Source organism: Microbacterium terricola (assembly GCF_027943945.1).
In the GTDB taxonomy this organism is placed as follows: domain Bacteria; phylum Actinomycetota; class Actinomycetes; order Actinomycetales; family Microbacteriaceae; genus Microbacterium; species Microbacterium terricola.
The window spans coordinates 1,291,278-1,307,706 of record NZ_AP027141.1; the positions used below are offsets into that span (position 1 = coordinate 1,291,278).

Sequence of the window (16,429 nt, forward strand, 5' to 3'; positions counted from 1 at the left end):
GAAACCAGCCTACGCGGGCTGGAGTCCGATCGCGATATCTGTCGGTCGCACCGGCGACGGCAGCGACGTGGTGCCCATGAGGAACTCGTCGACCGCGGCTGCGGCCGCGCGACCCTCGGCGATGGCCCACACGATGAGCGACTGGCCGCGTCCGGCGTCGCCGGCGACGAAGACGCCAGGCGCCGTCGTCTGCCAGTCCGCCGCGCGGTCGACGTTGCCGCGGCCGGTGAACTGGGCACCGAGCTGCTCTTCCAGGGCGGTGCGCTCCGGGCCGGTGAAGCCCATCGCGATCAGGACCAGGTCGGCGGGGATCTCGCGCTCGGTGCCGCTCTTGGGGACGCGGCGGCCGTCGCTCGTGTACTCGGTCTCCGCCAGGCGCAGCGCCCGGACCTCGCCGACCTCGTTGCCGAGGAACTCCACGGTCGAGGCGAGGTAGGCGCGTTCGCCGCCCTCCTCGTGCGCGGACTGCACCTCGAAGACCGTCGGCGACATCGGCCACGGCTGGTGGTCCGGACGGGATGCGGGAGGCTGCTTGCCGATGGCGAGGTTCGTGACGCTGAGCGCACCCTGACGGTGTGCGGTCCCGATGCAGTCCGCACCGGTGTCGCCACCGCCGATCACGATCACGTGCTTGCCCTCTGCGGTGATCTGGTTCGCGACGGCGTCGCCGGCGGTCGCCTTGTTCGACTCGACCAGGTACTCCATGGCGAAGTGGACGCCCGCCAGGTCGCGACCGGGGATGGCCAGCTCGCGCGGCACCGTCGCGCCGGTGGCGATGACCACCGCGTCGTAGCGCGCACGCAGGTCCGACCAGGAGATGTCCTTGCCGATCTCGACCCCCGCGCGGAAGCGCGTGCCCTCGTCCTGCATCTGACGCAGGCGCGACTCGAGGTGACGCTTCTCCATCTTGAAGTCGGGGATGCCGTAGCGCAGCAGGCCGCCGATGCGGTCGTCGCGCTCGAAGACGGCGACGGTGTGGCCTGCGCGGGTGAGCTGCTGGGCGGCGGCGAGTCCGGCCGGACCCGATCCGACGACCGCGATGGTCTTGCCGGTCAGCCGCGCCGGCGGCTCGGCCTCGACCCAGCCGCTCGAGAAGGCCTGATCGATGATCGAGACCTCGATCTGCTTGATCGTCACCGCGGGCTGGTTGATGCCCAGCACGCACGAGCTCTCGCACGGTGCGGGACAGAGCCGACCGGTGAACTCGGGGAAGTTGTTGGTCGCGTGCAGGCGCTCGATGGCCGAGCGGCCCTCCCCGCGCCAGGTGAGGTCGTTCCACTCCGGGATGAGGTTGCCGAGCGGACAGCCCTTGTGGCAGAACGGGATGCCGCAGTCCATGCAGCGGCCGGCCTGGCGGCGCAGCACGGCCGGGTCACCCGGCTCATAGACCTCTTTCCAGTCCATGATGCGCACCGGAACGGGCCGCCGCGCGGGCAGCTCACGCTCGGTGACCTTCAGAAAGCCCTTCGGGTCAGCCACCCGTCACCTCCATGATGCGGTTCCAGACCACGTCGCCGTCGGGGTCGAGCCCTTCGGCGACCGCCTCCTGACGCGTCTGCATCACCGCGGCGTAGTCGCGCGGTGTCACGAGGACGAAGTTGGGCACCTCGTTCTCGAAGTCGTCCAAGAGTGCGGCAGCGAGTGCCGAGTCGGTCTCGGCCACGTGCTGCTCGAGCAGATCGCGGAGGATGGCAGCATCCCCCGATCCGAGCTCGCCGAGGGCGAGCTCTCCGAGCGCGATCGCCTCGCGGTTCACGAGTGCGTGATCGAGCCGGTACACGTACGCGGTGCCGCCGGACATGCCGGCACCGAGGTTGCGGCCCGTCTCGCCGAGGATCACGGCGAGGCCGCCGGTCATGTACTCCAGCGCGTGGTCGCCCACGCCCTCGACGACGGCGGTGGCGCCCGAGTTGCGCACGAGGAAGCGCTCGCCGACGACGCCGCGCAGGAACATGGTCCCCTGCGTCGCGCCGTAGCCGATGACGTTGCCCGCGATCACGTTCTTCGAGGCGTCGAACCCGGCGTCGCGCGGCGGGCGGACGACGATCTGCCCACCGGACAGACCCTTGCCGACATAGTCGTTCGAGTCGCCCTCGAGCCGCAGCGTGATGCCGGCCGGGAGGAACGCGCCGAAGGACTGTCCAGCGGAACCGGTGAGGTTGACGGTGATCGAGCCCGAGGGCAGGCCGTTCTGTCCGTGCGCGAGGGTGACCCGGTTGCCGAGCATCGTCCCGACCGCGCGCGCCGTGTTGCGCACGGGCAGGTCGATCGTGATCGATCCGCCGTGGGCGACCACATCCTGCGCGCGCTCGATGAGCTGGACGTCGAAGTGCTCGCCGAGCTCGTGATCCTGCGGCCGCATGTTGCGCCGAGGCTCGTCGGCGGCGAATGCCGGTCCCTCCAGGATCGGGCGCAGGTCGAGGCCGCTGGTCTTCCAGTGCTCGACCGCCCCGTCGACGTCGAGGAGCTCGGTGTGGCCGATGACCTCGTCGAGCGAGCGGTAGCCGAGCTCGGCCAGGTACTCGCGCACCTCTTCGGCGACGAACTCCATGAAGTTGACGACGAACTCCGGCTTGCCGGTGAAGCGCGAGCGCAGCACGGGGTTCTGCGTCGCGACGCCGACCGGGCACGTGTCGAGGTGGCACACGCGCATCATGATGCAGCCCTCGACCACGAGCGCCGTGGTCGCGAAGCCGAACTCCTCTGCGCCGAGCAGCGCGGCGATCAGCACGTCGCGACCCGTCTTCAGCTGCCCGTCCGCCTGCACGACGACGCGGTCGCGCATGTCGTTGAGCATCAGCGTCTGCTGGGTCTCGGCCAGGCCGAGCTCCCACGGTGTGCCGGCGTGCTTGAGCGAGTTCAGCGGGCTCGCTCCGGTGCCGCCGTCGTGGCCGGAGACCAGGATGACGTCGGCCAGCGCCTTGGCGGTGCCCGCGGCGACCGCGCCGATGCCGGACTGGCTGACGAGCTTCACGTGCACGCGGGCCGACGGGTTGGCGCGCTTGAGGTCGAAGATCAGCTGCTTGAGATCCTCGATGGAGTAGATGTCGTGGTGCGGCGGCGGGGAGATGAGCCCCACCCCGGCGGTGCCGCCGCGCGTGCGCGCGATCCAGGGGTAGACCTTGCCCGGCGGGAGCTGGCCGCCCTCCCCCGGCTTGGCGCCCTGCGCCAGCTTGATCTGGATGTCCTCGGCGTGCGTGAGGTACATGCTCGTCACGCCGAACCGGCCGGAGGCGACCTGCTTGATGGCGCTGCGGCGCTCGGGGTCGAGCAGACGGTTGATGTCCTCGCCGCCCTCGCCCGTGTTCGACTTCGCGCCCAGACGGTTCATCGCGATCGCGAGCGTCTCGTGGGCCTCCTTCGAGATGGACCCGTAGCTCATCGCGCCGGTGGAGAACCGCTTGACGATGGATGCGACCGGCTCGACCTCGTCGAGGGGCACAGGAGGCCGCTCCCCCGTCTTGAGCTTGAACAGCCCGCGCAGGGTCTTCAGCTCCTCGGCCTGGTCGTCGACGAGCTTCGTGTACTCGCGGAAGACGTCGTAGCGGCGCGTCCGGGTCGAGTGCTGGAGCCGGAAGACCGTTTCGGGGTTGAACAGGTGGGGCGATCCGTCGCGGCGCCACTGGTACTCGCCGCCGGTCCACAGGCGCTCGTGCGCGCGCACCGCCTCGTCCTCGGGGTAGGCGAAGTCGTGGCGGGCCTTGTTCTCGGCCGCGACCTCGGCGATGCCGATGCCGCCGAGCTTGGACTCGGTGCCGGTGAAGTACTCGGCGATGAACTCGCCGGAGAGGCCGACGGCCTCGAACACCTGCGCGCCCGCATAGGACGAGACGGTCGAGATGCCCATCTTGGACATGATCTTCAGCACGCCCTTGCCGAGCGCGTAGATCAGGTTCTTGACGGCCTTCTCCGGTGCGATCCCTGTGATGAAGCCAGAGCGCACGAGGTACTCGGCCGTCTCCATCGCCAGGTACGGGTTGACCGCGGACGCGCCGTAGCCGAGCAGCGTCGCGACGTGGTGCACCTCGCGGACGTCACCGGCCTCGACGACCAGACCGACCTTCATCCGGTTCTCGTTGCGGATGAGGTGGTGGTGCACCGCCGACACCATCAGCAGCGACGGGATCGGGACGAAGTCCTTGTTCGAGTCGCGGTCCGACAGGATGATGAACTCCGCGCCTTCGGCGATCGCGTGGTCGACCTCGGCGCACATCTCGTCGAGCCGCAGCTTGAGCGGGTCGGGCCCGGCATCCAGTCGATAGAGACCGCGGATGGTGACGGAACGGCGACCGGGCAGCGCCTTGTCGATGTGCTGCAGCTTGGCGAGCTCGTCGTTGTCGATCACCGGGAAGTCGAGGGTCACCGTGCGGGTGTGCTCAGGTCCCCAGTCGAGGAGGTTGCGCTCGGGCCCGAGGCCCAGAGCGAGCGAAGTGACGACCTCTTCGCGGATGGAGTCCAGAGGCGGGTTGGTGACCTGCGCGAACTGCTGCGTGAAGTAGTCGAACAGCAGGCGCGGACGCTCGCTGAGCACCGCGATCGGCGTGTCGCTGCCCATGGCGCCGAGCGGCTCCGCGCCGTTCTGCCCCATCGGGGTGAGGAGGATGCGGACTTCCTCCTCGGTGTAGCCGAAGGTGCGCTGCCGGCGGGTGATCGAGGCGATCGGGTGCACGATGTGCTCGCGCTCGGGCAGGTCGGCGAGGCGGACACGACCGGCATCCAGCCACTCCTGCCACGGCTCCAGGTCGGCGAGCTGAGACTTGATCTCGTCGTCCTCGATGATGCGGCCCTGCGCGGTGTCGACGAGGAACATGCGGCCGGGGCGCAGGCGGCCGCGCCGCTTGATGCGCTCGGGCTCGAAGTCGAGCACGCCGGTCTCGCTGCCGATGACGATGAGGCCGTCGGTCGTCTCGGTCCAGCGTCCGGGGCGCAGACCGTTGCGGTCCAGGGTCGCGCCGACCATCGTGCCGTCGGTGAAGATCAGTGCGGCGGGGCCGTCCCACGGCTCCATCTGCATGGAGTGGAAGTCGTAGAAGGCGCGCAGCTTCGGGTCGACGTCGGCCTGCTTCTCGTAGGCCTCCGGCACCATCATCATGACGGCGTGCGGCAGGCTGCGCCCGGTCAGCGTGAGCAGCTCGAGCACCTCGTCGAACGAGGCCGAGTCGCTGGCGCCCTCGGTGCAGATGGGCAGCAGCGGACGGATGTCACCGAGCAGCTCGGACTCGAGCTGCGACTGGCGCGCCCGCATCCAGTTGCGGTTGCCGTTGACGGTGTTGATCTCGCCGTTGTGCGCGAGCATGCGCAGGGGCTGGGCGAGCGGCCACGACGGGAACGTGTTGGTCGAGTAGCGGGAGTGCACGACAGCGAGCTCGGTGGCGAAGCGCTCGTCCTGCAGGTCCGGGTAGAACGGCTCGAGCTGGAGCGTGGTCACCATGCCCTTGTAGCCGAGCGTGCGGCAGGACAGGGAGACGAAGTAGGCGCCGAGCTCGTGCTGCGCGCGCTTGCGCAGTCGGTACGCGATGCGGTCGAGCGCGAGGCCCGACACGGTCTCGCCGTCACCCGCGCGGGTGACGAACAGCTGCTCGAAGACGGGACGTGCGGCGAACGCGAGCTTGCCGAGGTGGTCGTCGACGGTCGGCACGACACGCCAGCCGAGCACGGTCAGACCCTCGGAGGCCGCGATGCGGGCGACGCCGTCCTTCTGGGCCGCGCGCTCTGCGTCGTCGACGGGCAGGAAGGCCATGCCGACGGCGTACTCCCCGACGGGGGGCAGTTCGAACTCCACGACCTCGCGGAGGAAGGCGTCGGGCATCTGCGTGAGGATGCCTGCGCCGTCACCGGTGCCCGCGTCCGAGCCGATCGCGCCGCGGTGCTCGAGGTTGCGCAGCGCAGTGAGCGCGAGCGCGACGATGTCGTGCCCTGCCTCGCCACGGAGCGTGGCGACCATGGCCAGGCCGCACGCATCCTTCTCGAACGCAGGGTTGTACATGCCCTGCTTGGCGGGGAAAGCGCCCATCCCTGGCTGGCTCGCGGCCAACCGGGTGGATCCGCGACGGGGGCTCGATGGCATAGCTACCGTCCTCACGTTGATGCTCAAAATGGGACGACGTCGGCCCTGCGCGCGTGTGCGTGCGTTAGTTCGTGGCGACTGTGCTTGTGGCGGTGCCTGCGGTGACTTCGTCTGCGAGAGGTGCGCTGGTGTCGACGAATTCGTTGCTGTCCTGCGATTGTACCGCGCTCGGGGAGGTCCACTCGCGGCCGGGCACGTACGGCGAGGGCTCCAGGCCGGGGTGGCGGCGCTTCTGGACGAAGAACAGCACGATGCCGAGGACGACGCAGATGATGGCCGCCCAGACGTTGGTGCGCAGGCCGAGGACGATCTCGCTCGGGTCGATGCGGATCGACTCCCACACGATGCGGCCGGCGCCGTACCACATGAGGTAGATCGCGAAGGTGCGGCCCCACTGGAGGCGGAACTTCCGGCCGGCCCAGAGGATCACGGCGGCGCCGAGCAGGTTCCAGACGACCTCGTAGAGGAAGGTCGGGTGGAACAGCGTGCCCTCGGCAAGGCCGGGAGGGAAGGCGGGGTTGGTGCTGTCGATCTCCAGGCCCCACGGCACGTCGGTGGGGAGGCCGAACAGCTCCTGGTTGAACCAGTTGCCGAAGCGTCCGAGCGCCTGGGCGATGATCAGACCTGGCGCCAAAGCGTCGGCGAATGTCCAGAATCGGATGCCCGTCCAGCGGCAGCCGAGCCATGCGCCGATCGCGCCGCCGATGAGGGCGCCGAAGATGGCGATGCCGCCCTCCCAGATGCGGAAGATCGCCCAGATGTCTGTGCCCTCCCCGAAGTAGAAGCCGGGGTGGGTGAGCACGTGGAAGATGCGGGCGCCGATGATGCCGAGGGGCACCGCGATCAGCGCGATGTCGATGACGACCCACGGCTCCGCACCCCGCTTGGTGAGGCGGTGGTTCGTGAGCAGCACCGCGACGATGATGCCCGCGATGATGCACAGCGCGTAGAAGTGGATGCGCAGCGGCCCGAGGTCGATGTAGCTGACAGACGGACTCGGGATGCTGGCGACGACGTCCAGGGCGGAGGAAAGCACGAGGGGAAGTCTACTTGCCGCCGCACGGTGCCCGTCCCCGCCCGCCGCGTGGCCGCCGTGCGGGTCGTTGAGCGAGCGCAGCGAGGCGAACTGGGACGGCAGGGTGCGGGTCGTTGAGCGAGCGAAGCGAGACGAAACGTCGCCGCGCTCCTCGCTCAACGAGCCGTGGGTGTCTGGCCGCGTGTGCGCGCGCTCCAGCCGATCACGGCCTCGAGGCCGCCTTCGATGAGTGCCTTCCGTTTGGCGTGGCTCCAGCCCTGGATGCGCTTCTCCCACAGGAATGCTTCACCGATGTCGTCGAACTCGGTGTTCCAGATCAGCCTCACTGGGAGCCGACGCCGCGTATACGCCGCTCCTTCTCCTGCCGCGTGCTGCGCGACGCGACGGTGGAGGTCGAGCGTGCTGCCGACGTAGAACGTGCCGTCGGCGCACTCGAGGATGTACACGTGAGCCATGGCGCGACGGTACGGCGAGCTGCCGACACGGCGATCGGGTTATCCACAGCGCGTTTCGTCACGTCGCTGCGCTCCTCGCTCAACGACCCGGGGTCTCCGGCGGCGTCTGCGGCCCGTTGAGCGAGCGGAGCGAGTCGAAACGGCGTGAGCCGCCTGCTCGGGAGGTGCGGCGCGTTTCGTCTCGTCGCTGCGCTCCTCGCTCAACGACCCGGGCGTCCGGCGCCGCCTGCGGCCCGTTGAGCGAGCGAAGCGAGACGAAACGGCGTGAGCCGCCTGCCCGGGGGTGCCGGGTCTCGTCGCTGCGCTCCTCGCTCAGCGACGGAGAGCTCAGCGGGTAGTGCCGGCGGCCAGGGCGCGGGCGGTCACGGCGAGGCCGTCCACGCCGCCGTCGCGGAGTGCGCGCACGAGCGCGGTGCCCACGATCGCACCGTCCGCGTAGTCGACGACCCCGCTCACCTGGTCGGCGGTCGAGATGCCGATGCCGACGCACGCGTGCTCGACGCCATGCTCGCGCAGGCGTCCGACGAGCGTGCGGGCCGCAGCATCCAGCTCAGCGCGCTCCCCCGTGATGCCCATCGTCGAGACGGTGTACACGAATCCGGTGGAGTGGCGGGCGATCAGCTCGAGCCGCTCGTCGGTGGAGGTCGGTGCCGCCAGGAAGATGCGGTCGAGACCCGTGCGCTCGCTCGCGGCGATCCACTCCGGAGCGGCCTCCGGCGTGATGTCGGGCGTGATGAGTCCCGCTCCCCCTGCCGCCAGCAGGTCGTCCGCGTAGCGGTCGACGCCGTACTGCAGCACCGGGTTCCAGTAGGTCATGACGACGACCGGAACGTCGACGCGGCTCGTGATCTCGCGGATGGCGGTGAAGATGTCGCGCAGCCGGAAGCCGCCGGCCAGCGCGGCCTGCGTGGCCTCCTGGATCACCGTGCCGTCCATCACCGGGTCGGAGTACGGCGGACCGAGCTCGAGGATGTCGGCGCCGTTCTCGGCCAGGGCGACCGCGGCGTCGATGCTCGTCTGCAGGTCGGGAAACCCGAGCGGCAGGTAGCCGATGAACGCCCCGCGACCCTCGGCGCGGGCGGCCTCGATGGCCGCCGCGACCCGCGACGTCACAGCTCCACCCCGTCGCCCTTGGCGGCCTCGTCAGGCGCAGGCTCCGCAACGGGCTCCGCGTCGGCGTCGTACAGCTCGAAGTAGCGGGCGGCGGTGTCCATGTCCTTGTCGCCGCGGCCGCTGAGGCACACGGCGAGCACGGCGTCGGGTCCGAGCTCGCGGCCGATCCGCAGGGCGCCGGCCAGCGCGTGCGCCGACTCGATCGCCGGGATGATCCCCTCGGTCGCGCTCAGCAGGCGCAGCGCCTGCATCGCCTCGTCATCGGTCGCGGGGATGTACTCGGCCCGGCCGATCGAGGCGAGCCAGGCGTGCTCCGGACCGACCCCTGGGTAGTCGAGGCCGGCCGAGATCGAGTGCGACTCGATGGTCTGGCCGTCCTCGTCCTGCAGCACGTAGGTCTTCGCGCCGTGCAGCACACCGGGGCGTCCGCGTTCGATCGAGGCGGCGTGACGGGGCGTGTCGACGCCGTCGCCCGCCGCCTCCACGCCGTACAGCTTCACGTCAGCGTCGTCGAGGAAGGCGTCGAACATGCCGATCGCGTTCGACCCGCCGCCGACGCACGCGAGCACGGCGTCGGGCAGACGACCGGTCTCGTCGAGCAGCTGCTGACGGGCCTCCTCGCCGATGACCTTCTGGAAGTCGCGCACCATCGCGGGGAACGGGTGCGGACCGGCCGCGGTGCCGAAGATGTAGTTCGTCGTCTCGACGCTGGCGACCCAGTCGCGGTAGGCGTCGTTGATCGCGTCCTTGAGCGTGCGGGAACCGGTCTTCACGGGCACGACCTCGGCGCCGAGCAGCCGCATCCGTGCGACGTTCAGCGCCTGGCGCTCGGTGTCGACCTCGCCCATGTAGATGGTGCACTCGAAGCCGAACAGCGCGGCGGCGGTGGCCGTGGCGACGCCATGCTGGCCCGCCCCGGTCTCGGCGATCACGCGGGTCTTGCCCAGGCGCTTGGTGAGCAGCGCCTGTCCGAGCACGTTGTTGATCTTGTGCGAGCCGGTGTGGTTGAGGTCTTCGCGCTTGAGGAAGACCCGCGCTCCCCCGGCGTGTGCGGCGAACCGCGGCACCTCGGTGATGATCGACGGGCGCCCCGCGTAGGTGCGCAGCAGATGCTGGAACTCGGAGATGAACTCCGGGTCGGCGATCGCCTTCTCGTACACGTCGGTGAGCTCGTCGATGGCGGCGATCAGCGACTCGGGCATGTACCGGCCGCCGAACTCGCCGAAGAAGGGGCCGGACTCGTCGCGAAGGCTCATGCGGACTCCCCCTCGGTAGGCGCGCCGGCGGCGAGGAAGGCGCCGAGCGTGGCGACGGGGTCGCCAGTGACGAGCGCCTCGCCGATCAGCACGACGTCTGCGCCCGCGGCGCGGTAATGCGCGACATCTGCAGGAGCGAGGACGGCCGATTCGGCGACCTTGATCGCGTCGGCGGGGATGCGGTCGGCCACCCGCCCGAACAGGTCGCGGTCGAGCTCGAAGGTGGACAGGTCGCGGGCGTTCACCCCGACCAGACGGGCGCCGATGTCAGCGGCACGCGACACCTCGTCGGCCGAGTGCGTCTCGACCAGCGGCGTCATCCCCAGTTCGAGCACCAGGGCGTGCAGCTCGGCGAGCAGCGGCTGCTCGAGGGCGGCCACGATCAGCAGCACCAGATCGGCGCCGGAGGCCCGGGCTTCGAGCACCTGGTAGGGCGTGGCGATGAAGTCCTTGCGCAGCACCGGCAGCGACACGGCCGTCGTGACCGCCTCGAGGTCGGCGAGGCTGCCCTTGAACCGGCGGCCCTCGGTGAGGACCGAGATGGCGCTGGCGCCACCCTGCTCGTACAGGCTCGCCTGGTGCGCAGGATCGGGGATGCTGGCCAGGTCGCCGCGCGAGGGGCTCGCGCGCTTGACCTCGGCGATGATCTTCACCCGGTCGGCCGGGGCGAGCGCGGCGAGGGCGTCACGGGCGGGCTGCCGGGAGAGCGCGGCGCGCTCGACCTCGGCGAGAGGACGCGTGACGGCGCGCTGCTGCGCATCCTCCACCGCGCCGGCCGTGAGGTCGGCGAGCACCATCAGTGCTCTTTCGACGCGTACTTCGGGCCGTTGGCGCCGTAGCCGGCCTTCGCCAGCGCCGCACCCGCGAGGAGCCCGATGACGAGCAGGCCGGCGGAGGCCCAGACGAGGACGGGAAGGTCGAGGAAGAAGAAGAGCGTGCCGAGGGCGACGGCGACCAGCATGATCACCACTGCGGTCCATGCCGCCGGGGAGTGACCGTGGCCAGGGTCGCCGATGGGGTTGCTGCTCATTTTCGTCCTCCGGGTTTGCGCGATCCTGGAAAGTCTAGCGGGGCTCACGCCGTGGGATCGTCGCCTCCCCGCGATCGTCGTCACTCGAAATAGATGATTGAGGGATAGCTGTAGTTCTCACCGGCGGTGAAGTAGTGAGGGTCGGATTCCGCGACCGCGACGATCGACCCGATGAGGACGGTCATCCGGAACTTCCAGTAGTAGCCGGAGGTGACGGTCGCGGAGAAGCACCCCTGCCAGTCCCGCTGCAGCTGTCCACCCTCGGTCCAGGTGGCCCCGTCTATCGACCTCAACGCGAGGATGTTGCTCGTGCCGTGGGAGTACTTGATCGTGTTCTGATCGAAGCATCCCGAAGCGGTCGCGGTGGCGGCGGGCGCCGCGCTCAGCACGGGATTCCAGACGTACTTCGCCCCTGCCTCGATGAGTCCGGGCGATCCATAGGCGTAACCCGACAGGTACCCCGAACGGGAGACGTAGAGGTTGTAGTAGTACCCCGGAGTGACGTTCGTGAACGTGAACGTGCCGGCGGATCCGGTGACCACCCGCGCGACTTCGGTGTAGCCGCCGGTGGTGGTGAGGTACGCGAGTTGCACTGTGGCTGAGTTGAGCGGCTGTCCCGCGGTGTTCACGACGGTGCCGGTGATCGTCCCGGTGGCCTGCACGACGTTGCGGGCCGCCGAGGTCCGCGAGGTCCTGGTGTAGCCGGACTTGCGGCCGGTGACGGTGACGGTGATCTTCTTGCCGACATCTGCTGCGCGCGCCTTGTACGTCTTGGACTTGGCGCCGGAGATCGCCTTGCCGTTGCGCTTCCATTGGTACGAGAAGGTGGGCGTGGGTCTCCACGTGCCGTGCACGGCGGTGAGAGTGTTCCCTGCTTTCGCACTGCCCTTGATCCTCGGGACAGGAGCGGCAGTGAATCGGAGCGTCGCCGCCTTCTTGGCCGCGCTGATCGTCGGCGTGGGTGAGGACGTGACCGCGCCGGCAGCATAGGCGGGCGCCGCGATCCCGAACCCCACGAACATGCTGAGCACGACGGCGAGTGCGATCCGGCGCGTCCACCGGAGGCCAAGCCCATTGCGTCGGTAAATGCCACGGGTTTCGGTCGCGACAGCACTCATCGTCTACCCCCTCGCTCACGCACAGTATCTGCGCGTCAGCCGGGGCACAACGGGGGCCGCTGCGCGCCTACGTGGCCGTGGGATCGTCGCCGCGCGACAGGTCGTCCCAGTCGTCGATGGCGTCGTGCGGGCGGGAACCCGATGCCGCAGCGGGTGCCTCGGCCGGTGCGTCGGTGCGGTAGCGCCGCCCGCCGCGCCGCCAGCGGTGTGCGGTGGCGACGATGAGGACTCCTGCGGCGACGAGCACCACCCAGCCGACCAGCGTGACCGCTGGCCACGGGGTCGGGACGATGCCGGCGACGAGCTCGCCGACCGCGTCGGCCCCGGCGATGCCGGTCGCCTCGGTCACGACGCTCGTCACGGCTCCGATCGGCTGCTGGAAGGCGACCTGCCACGTCAGCACCGCGAGCACCCCGCCGAGCACGACGGCGAGGGCGCCGAACACGTGCGCGAGCACCCGCCCGACGATCGACAGCGCGGCGCCGAGGGCGAGGACCGCCAGGCTCAGCGGTGCGAGCACGGGGATCGCCGAGGCGCCGGGCACGGTCAGCTCGTGCTGGGCGCCGTCGCTGAGGGTCACGGTCAGCCAGGTCTGCGTCGAGGAGATGACGCCCAGCGCCCCGACGGCGACGAGCGCGATCACGGCGAGCGAGCGGGCGCGGGCGATCACGCCGTCGCGTCCCGCCCGAGGTCGGCGACCTGCGGTCCGAGGTCGTCGGCGTCGAAGCACGTCCGGGTTCCCGTGTGACACGCGGCGCCGACCTGATCCACCGTGACGAGGATCGTGTCGCCGTCGCAGTCGAGGCGAGCGCCGCGCACCAGCTGGATGTGGCCGGAGGTGTCGCCCTTGCGCCAGTACTCCTGACGCGAGCGCGACCAGAAGGTGACCCGGCCGGTCGTCAGCGTGCGACGCAGCGCCTCCGCATCCATCCACCCGAGCATGAGCACCTCGAGGCTGTCCCACTGCTGGATGACGGCCGCGACGAGCCCGTCGCGGTTGAAGGCGACCCGGGCGATGCGGTCTTCGACGGACTCGGGGTCAGGGGCGGCGTCAGCCATCAGCGCACCTCGATCCCGGCATCGGCCATGGCCGACTTCACGTCGCCGACCGTCAGCTGGCCGGAGTGGAAGACGGATGCTGCCAGCACCGCGTCCGCGCCGGCACCGACCGCGGGGGCGAAGTGGCCCACCTCGCCGGCGCCGCCGGAGGCGATCACCGGGACGCTGGAGACCTCGCGCATGAGCGAGATCAGCTCGAGGTCGAAGCCCTCGCGGGTGCCGTCGGCGTCGATGGAGTTGACCAGCAGCTCCCCCGCGCCGCGCTCGGTGGCCTCGCGGGCCCACTCCAGCGCGTCGAGCTCGGTCTCGGTGCGTCCGCCGTGGGTGGTCACGACGAAACCGGACGGGACGCGGTCGCGGAGCTCCGCTGACGCGCGCTTGACGTCGAGGGAGAGGACGAGCACCTGGGCGCCGAAGCGGTCGGCGATCTCGTCGAGCAGGTCGGGACGCGCGATCGCCGCCGAGTTCACGCCGATCTTGTCTGCACCCACCGCCAGCAGCCGGGCGACGTCGTCGACCGTGCGCACTCCCCCGCCCACGGTCAGCGGGATGAAGACCTCCTCGGCCGTGCGGCGGACCACGTCGTACGTGGTCGCCCGCTCGTCGACCGTCGCGGTGACGTCGAGGAAGGTGATCTCGTCTGCGCCCTGCCGGAAGTACTCGCGGGCGAGTTCGACCGGATCGCCCATGTCGCGCAGGTTCTCGAAGTTCACGCCCTTCACGACGCGGCCGGCGGCGACGTCGAGGCACGGGATGACGCGGCAGGCGAGCGACATCAGAGCCTCGCGTTGTGGATTGCGCTGACCAGGATCGCGCGCGCGCCGATGGCGTACAGGTCGTCCATCACCTGATTGACGCCCCTGCGCGGCACCATGACCCGCACGGCGACCCACTCGGCGTCGCGCAGCGGCGAGATCGTGGGCGACTCGATGCCGGGTGCGATGGCGACCGCCTGGTCGACCAGCGCGACGGGCAGGTCGTAGTCGACGAGCACGTACTGCCGCGCGACCATGACGCCGCGGAGGCGCCGGAGAAGGGTGTCCGTGCCGTCGACGTCGGTCTGCCCGGTGATCAGGACCGCTTCGGACTGCAGCAGGACGGGTCCGAAGATCTCGAGCCCGGCCTGCTTCAGGGTGGTGCCGGTCGAGACGACGTCGGCGACGGCATCCGCCACTCCGAGCTGGACCGCCGACTCGACGGCGCCGTCCAGCGGCACGAGATCCGCCGCGATGCCCAGCTCATCGAGGTACGCGTCGACCAGACCGGGGTAGGCGGTGGCGACCCGCACGCCCTGGAGGTCGGAGATGTCGGTGAACGCGCCAGGAGGGCCCGCGAAGCGGAAGGTCGATCCGCCGAAGCCGAGCGCCTCGATCTCGCGGGCACCCGGCATCCGCGCGTCCAGCAGCAGATCGCGGCCGGTGATGCCCACATCCAGCGCGCCGGACCCGACATACGTGGCGATGTCCTTCGGCCGCAGGTAGAAGAACTCGACGTCGTTGGCCGGGTCGATGACGTGCAGGTCCTTCGGGTCGCGGCGGCCGGTGTAGCCGGCTTCGGCGAGCATGTCGTGGGCGGTCTCGGCGAGCGATCCCTTGTTCGGCACGGCGATTCGCAGCATGGAGAGGGCTTTCAGGTCGTGGGCGGGTCGGCGGGGGCGCGCTCACAGATGTCGGTAGACATCCTCGAGGGTCAGGCCCTTCGCGAGCATCATCACCTGGAGGTGGTAGAGCAGCTGCGAGATCTCCTCGGCGGCCTCGTCGTTCGACTGGAACTCCGCGGCCATCCACACCTCGGCGGCCTCTTCGACGACCTTCTTGCCGATCGCGTGCACGCCCGCGTCGAGCTGAGCGACGGTCCCCGATCCTTCCGGGCGCGTGGCCGCGGTGGCGGTGAGCTCGGCGAACAGCGAGTCGAACGTCTTCACCCTGACAGGCTACCGGGCCTGGGCCGACGGCGGACGCCGTGTGTCCGCGGGCCGGACGCGCGGGAGTCAGTGCACGTGGTGCTGGGCGGCGGCGAACCGCAGCCCAGCGATGGCGGCGTCGGGGTCCTGCGCGCCGAACACGGCCGAGCCGGCCACGAAGGTGTCCGCGCCGGCGGCGGCCGCCTGCGCGATCGTGGATTCGGCGATCCCGCCGTCGACCTGCAGCCAGACGGCGGAGCCGCGACGCCGTGCCTCATCGGCGAGCAGCCGCAGCTTGGGCATGGTCTCGGGCATGAACGACTGACCGCCGAAGCCGGGCTCGACCGTCATCACCAGAATCTGGTCGAACTCATCGAGCACGTCGAGCAGCCCCTCCACCTGCGTCCCCGGCTTCACGGCCACCCCGGCGCGTGCGCCGATCGCGCGCAGCCGGCGCGCCAGCGCGACCGGCTCCGACGATGCCTCGAGATGGAACGTCACCGACGCGGCGCCCAGTTCGGCGTAAGCGGGTGCCCAGCGCTCCGGCTCGTCGATCATCAGGTGCACATCCAGCGGGATCGGGCTGGTGTCCTGGATGCGCCCGACCATCTGCGGTCCGAACGTCAGGTTCGGCACGAAGTGGTTGTCCATCACGTCGACGTGCACGAAGTCGGCCGCGGCGATGCGGGCGAGTTCGGCCTGCATGTTGGCGAAGTCGGCGGCGAGGATGCTGGGGTTGATCCGGATGCTGTCGGTCACCGCTTCATTATGTCGAGCCGGGATGCGGCTCAGCCGACGGTGACCTCGTTGCGGTCGCCCGACACGGTCTGGTCGGTGAGGGCGTCCGCGTCGACCTCGTTGTTGTTGCCGCTGATCGTGAGGGAGCCGAGGAGTCCGTCGACGTCGATCTCGTTGCGCTCGCCGCTGATCTCGACGGCCTCGATCCCGGACGCCTCGATGCTGTTGTCGGTGCCGCTGATCGTCACGAGCGTGATCGAGACGGCGTCGACGCTGTTGCGGCCGCCGCGGATCACGAGCGTGCCGATGTCGGCGGCATCGACCTCGATGTCCTGGCCCTCGATGGTGACGCTCTCGCAGGCGCCGGTGAGCGTGAATTCGCGGCCCGGCTCGTTCAGCCGGACGTCGGCGGTGGTGTCGCAGTCGATGAGGGCGTCGCCGGTCGCCGACTCGGACGGCACCGTGCTGGGCTCGGTGCTCGGATCGTCGCTCGGCTGAGCGCTCGCCGCGTCGCCTCCCGACGAGGGGACGACCGTGGCGCGGGAGCCCGGCCCGATGCCGGGCACGCATCCGCTGAGCGCGAGCGCCAGGAGACCGGTGACGAGGACGATCGAGGATGACGTGGCGAACCGGCTCATGTCTGCGAATCTACTC

General features: G+C 70.1%; 16 protein-coding genes. All 16 read right to left on the reverse strand.

Translation table 11 applies throughout. The features are described from left to right. Positions 1 to 9: 9 nt before the first annotated feature. On the reverse strand, positions 10 to 1,479 hold the full coding sequence (locus Microterr_RS06065) for a glutamate synthase subunit beta (protein WP_263795571.1): 1,470 nt from the start codon (positions 1,477 to 1,479) through the stop codon (positions 10 to 12). Beyond that, positions 1,472 to 6,067 (reverse strand): glutamate synthase large subunit, encoded by a 4,596-nt coding sequence (gene gltB / locus Microterr_RS06070; RefSeq protein WP_404810155.1) that lies wholly within the window; start codon positions 6,065 to 6,067, stop codon positions 1,472 to 1,474. Before gltB ends, Microterr_RS06065 begins: the two co-directional genes overlap by 8 nt. A 64-nt stretch (positions 6,068 to 6,131) precedes the next feature. Next, the gene (gene lgt / locus Microterr_RS06075; protein WP_263795569.1) at positions 6,132 to 7,103 is read right to left on the reverse strand and encodes a prolipoprotein diacylglyceryl transferase; all 972 of its coding nucleotides are present in this window, start codon (positions 7,101 to 7,103) and stop codon (positions 6,132 to 6,134) included. Between the two features lie 155 nt (positions 7,104 to 7,258). Further along, complete coding sequence (locus Microterr_RS06080; RefSeq protein ID WP_263795568.1) at positions 7,259 to 7,558, reverse strand: GIY-YIG nuclease family protein; 300 nt, start codon at positions 7,556 to 7,558, stop codon at positions 7,259 to 7,261. A gap of 327 nt (positions 7,559 to 7,885) precedes the next feature. Further along, positions 7,886 to 8,671, reverse strand: coding sequence for a tryptophan synthase subunit alpha (gene trpA / locus Microterr_RS06085; RefSeq protein ID WP_263795567.1), 786 nt, complete (start codon positions 8,669 to 8,671; stop codon positions 7,886 to 7,888). Then, positions 8,668 to 9,927 carry a tryptophan synthase subunit beta gene (gene trpB / locus Microterr_RS06090; RefSeq protein ID WP_263795565.1) on the reverse strand — a complete coding sequence of 420 codons (1,260 nt, stop codon included), beginning with the start codon at positions 9,925 to 9,927 and terminating at the stop codon, positions 8,668 to 8,670. The genes trpA and trpB overlap by 4 nt, the downstream gene beginning before the upstream one ends. Further along, positions 9,924 to 10,721: an indole-3-glycerol phosphate synthase TrpC gene (trpC, locus tag Microterr_RS06095; protein WP_263798818.1), complete on the reverse strand. Its 798-nt coding sequence runs from the start codon at positions 10,719 to 10,721 to the stop codon at positions 9,924 to 9,926. Before trpC ends, trpB begins: the two co-directional genes overlap by 4 nt. 2 nt (positions 10,722 to 10,723) lie before the next feature. After that, positions 10,724 to 10,957, reverse strand: coding sequence for a DUF6704 family protein (locus tag Microterr_RS06100; RefSeq protein ID WP_263795564.1), 234 nt, complete (start codon positions 10,955 to 10,957; stop codon positions 10,724 to 10,726). Positions 10,958 to 11,037: 80 nt separating this feature from the next. After that, the gene (locus Microterr_RS06105) at positions 11,038 to 11,979 is read right to left on the reverse strand and encodes a carboxypeptidase-like regulatory domain-containing protein (RefSeq protein ID WP_263798817.1); all 942 of its coding nucleotides are present in this window, start codon (positions 11,977 to 11,979) and stop codon (positions 11,038 to 11,040) included. A 163-nt stretch (positions 11,980 to 12,142) separates the two neighbouring features. Continuing rightward, positions 12,143 to 12,745 carry a Trp biosynthesis-associated membrane protein gene (locus Microterr_RS06110; protein WP_263795563.1) on the reverse strand — a complete coding sequence of 201 codons (603 nt, stop codon included), beginning with the start codon at positions 12,743 to 12,745 and terminating at the stop codon, positions 12,143 to 12,145. Next, on the reverse strand, positions 12,742 to 13,134 hold the full coding sequence (gene hisI, locus Microterr_RS06115; protein WP_263795562.1) for a phosphoribosyl-AMP cyclohydrolase: 393 nt from the start codon (positions 13,132 to 13,134) through the stop codon (positions 12,742 to 12,744). The genes Microterr_RS06110 and hisI overlap by 4 nt, the downstream gene beginning before the upstream one ends. Continuing rightward, entirely contained in the window at positions 13,134 to 13,910 is a 777-nt protein-coding gene (gene hisF, locus Microterr_RS06120) for an imidazole glycerol phosphate synthase subunit HisF (protein ID WP_263795561.1), read from the reverse strand. The genes hisI and hisF overlap by 1 nt, the downstream gene beginning before the upstream one ends. Beyond that, positions 13,910 to 14,752, reverse strand: a complete 843-nt coding sequence (hisG, locus tag Microterr_RS06125) for an ATP phosphoribosyltransferase (protein ID WP_263795560.1) — start codon at positions 14,750 to 14,752, stop codon at positions 13,910 to 13,912. The genes hisF and hisG overlap by 1 nt, the downstream gene beginning before the upstream one ends. Positions 14,753 to 14,794: 42 nt before the next feature. Beyond that, positions 14,795 to 15,058 carry a phosphoribosyl-ATP diphosphatase gene (locus Microterr_RS06130; protein WP_263795558.1) on the reverse strand — a complete coding sequence of 88 codons (264 nt, stop codon included), beginning with the start codon at positions 15,056 to 15,058 and terminating at the stop codon, positions 14,795 to 14,797. 66 nt (positions 15,059 to 15,124) lie between these two features. Beyond that, positions 15,125 to 15,796 carry a ribulose-phosphate 3-epimerase gene (gene rpe, locus Microterr_RS06135; RefSeq protein WP_263795557.1) on the reverse strand — a complete coding sequence of 224 codons (672 nt, stop codon included), beginning with the start codon at positions 15,794 to 15,796 and terminating at the stop codon, positions 15,125 to 15,127. 29 nt (positions 15,797 to 15,825) lie between these two features. Further along, the gene (locus tag Microterr_RS06140; RefSeq protein WP_263795556.1) at positions 15,826 to 16,413 is read right to left on the reverse strand and encodes a DUF3060 domain-containing protein; all 588 of its coding nucleotides are present in this window, start codon (positions 16,411 to 16,413) and stop codon (positions 15,826 to 15,828) included. Positions 16,414 to 16,429 lie beyond the last annotated feature (16 nt).

Bases quoted from the DNA above. Each gene is read 5' to 3' on its own strand.
- gltB (WP_404810155.1), bottom strand. From the start codon at position 6,067: ATGCCATCGAGCCCCCGTCGCGGATCCACCCGGTTGGCCGCGAGCCAG.
- Microterr_RS06080 (WP_263795568.1), bottom strand. From the start codon at position 7,558: ATGGCTCACGTGTACATCCTCGAGTGCGCCGACGGCACGTTCTACGTC.
- trpB (WP_263795565.1), bottom strand. From the start codon at position 9,927: ATGAGCCTTCGCGACGAGTCCGGCCCCTTCTTCGGCGAGTTCGGCGGC.
- Microterr_RS06100 (WP_263795564.1), bottom strand. From the start codon at position 10,957: ATGAGCAGCAACCCCATCGGCGACCCTGGCCACGGTCACTCCCCGGCG.
- Microterr_RS06105 (WP_263798817.1), bottom strand. From the start codon at position 11,979: ATGTTCGTGGGGTTCGGGATCGCGGCGCCCGCCTATGCTGCCGGCGCG.
- hisI (WP_263795562.1), bottom strand. From the start codon at position 13,134: ATGGCTGACGCCGCCCCTGACCCCGAGTCCGTCGAAGACCGCATCGCC.
- hisF (WP_263795561.1), bottom strand. From the start codon at position 13,910: ATGTCGCTCGCCTGCCGCGTCATCCCGTGCCTCGACGTCGCCGCCGGC.
- hisG (WP_263795560.1), bottom strand. From the start codon at position 14,752: ATGCTGCGAATCGCCGTGCCGAACAAGGGATCGCTCGCCGAGACCGCC.
- Microterr_RS06140 (WP_263795556.1), bottom strand. From the start codon at position 16,413: ATGAGCCGGTTCGCCACGTCATCCTCGATCGTCCTCGTCACCGGTCTC.